This is a genomic window from Paenibacillus solani, assembly GCF_001277345.1.
GTDB classification, from domain to species: Bacteria; Bacillota; Bacilli; order Paenibacillales; family Paenibacillaceae; genus Paenibacillus_AQ; species Paenibacillus_AQ solani.
Genome location: NZ_LIUT01000003.1, coordinates 1 through 2111, shown reverse-complemented (window position 1 = coordinate 2111; position 2111 = coordinate 1). Strand labels below are relative to the sequence as shown.

2 protein-coding genes and 1 pseudogene are annotated in these 2111 nt (G+C 51.4%); all 3 read left to right on the top strand.

Going from position 1 to position 2111, the window contains the following annotated elements; all coding sequences use genetic code 11:
- Positions 1 to 357: condensation domain-containing protein (locus AM231_RS17420; protein ID WP_242615223.1), on the top strand; the 357-nt coding region annotated here is incomplete at its 5' end.
- Between the two features lie 137 nt (positions 358 to 494).
- Positions 495 to 1710 (top strand): annotated as a pseudogene (locus AM231_RS30475) (condensation domain-containing protein); the annotation flags it as partial.
- A 21-nt stretch (positions 1711 to 1731) separates the two neighbouring features.
- Positions 1732 to 2111: AMP-binding protein (locus AM231_RS30470; protein WP_423212929.1), on the top strand; the 380-nt coding region annotated here is incomplete at its 3' end.

Here is a 2111-nt window from a genome sequence, read left to right as displayed (position 1 = left end):
GAAATTAGCTTCAACTACTTGGGGCAATGGGATCGGGAAATGGATGCCGGGGCCATGTCGATGTCGGGTCTTTCTGCAGGGGCGTCGATGAGCCCGCAAGCGGGACGGGCTTGTGCGCTGGACATTGTAGGGAGCGTAATCGACGGAAAACTGACACTGGTCGTGACGTACGACCAGCAGGAGTACCGCGAAAGCACGATGCAAGCATTGCTGGCTAATTATAAAAAGCAGCTGCTTTCGATCGTCAACCATTGCATGCAGCAAACCGAGACCGAACTTACCCCGAGTGATGTTGGGATCGAACCAATGTCTTTGGACATTTTCGAGCAGCTCTTAACGCGGTTGAATGATTTGTAATGTGAGATCGCTGTTATTCATAATTTGTAAACGAAAGATAGGTGATTGTAATGAGTGGTGTCGGCAACCGTAACGTGGTTTCCATGTACCCGCTGTCTCCGATGCAAGAAGGCATGCTGTTCCAAGCGCTAATNCTAATGGAACCGCAGTCGTCTGCGTATTTCGATCAATTGTCGTTTGTGATTCAAGGGTCGCTGCATGAAGCTCATCTGGAGAAGAGCCTCTCCCTTCTGATGGAACGGCATGATATCTTTCGAACGGTGTTTATGTACGAGGGATTGGAAAAGCCCCTGCAAATCGTACTCAAAGAGCGCAACCCTTCGATTGTTTTCGAAGATTATACAGGGTTAACGGAAGATGAAATCAAGCACAATGTGGAGCGGTTCAAGCAATTGGATCGGGAAGAAGGATTCGATCTCACGAAAGATGTGCTATTACGGGTTGCTGTATTAAGGACGGGAGAGAGCCGTTACGAGTTGGTTTTGAGCCACCATCATATCTTGATGGACGGCTGGTGCAGGGGTATCGTCTTAAAGGAATTCTTTTATATTTATATGCAACTTTGCGGCGGCAAATCGATAGATTTGCCTGCCGTGAAGCCCTATATCCACTTCATCAAGTGGCTGAAAGAGCAGGATCGCGAAGAAGCGCTGGGCTACTGGAGAGATTATTTGGCGGGATATGAGCAGCGGGCGGCGATCCCTGCAAGCGGCAATTCTACCAGTGGGGCTTACGTGCCGGAAGAAATTCACCATTCGTTCTCGGAGACATTGACCGAGCGTTTGACGAAATTGAGCAAACGTCATCAGGTTACGATGAACAGCATGATGCAGACGGCATGGGGCATGTTGCTGTGCAGCTACAACAATATTGATGATGCGGTGTTCGGTGCGGTCGTGTCGGCCTGCAGAAATCGAGGGCGTCGAGAACATGGTAGGGCTGTTTATCAACACGCTGCCCGTTCGTCTAAGCCCGAACGAAAATGCGGGCACGTTCATCGAAATGGTCAAACGGTTACAGCAACGAGCGCTCGATTCGGAGAAGGCCGGATACATCTCTTTGGCCGAGATTCAAGCACAAACGGAACTGAAACAAAACTTGATCGATCACCTGTTTGTCTTTCAGAACTATCCGGAAGTCTACGAAATAAGCGGGCAATCCGAGAATCAGGATTTTCAGATTACGAATATTCAAAGTTTCGAGCATACCAATTATTCGTTAAGCGTCATGATGTATGTACAGGCAAACCGGCTTGTGATTAAAATCGGTTTCAATGCGTCGGAACACTGCAGAGATAACATCGAACGAGTCATCAGCCATATGGAGACCATTCTGGAGCAAGTGGCGGCACGGCCAGACGTGCGGCTGGACGAGATGGAGTTGGTCGGGGAAGAAGAGAAGCGTCAGCTGCTGGAGACGTTTAACGACACGAAGGCGGAGTATCCGAAGGATCAATCGATCCACGCGCTGTTCGAGCAGCAGGCGGAAAGGACGCCGGAAGCTGCTGCGGTCATATTCGAGTCTGCGCGGATGACGTATGGGGAGCTGAACGCGAAGGCGAACCAGTTGGCGCAAGCGCTGCGTTCGCGTGGCGTCGGTGCGGACCGGATCGTGGGGATCATGGCGGAGCGCTCGGTGGAGATGATCGTGGGGATACTCGCGATCCTCAAGGCCGGTGGGGCGTACTTGCCGATCGACCCGGCGTATCCGGCAGAGCGGATCGCGTACATGCTGGAAGACAGCGGGGCTGATCT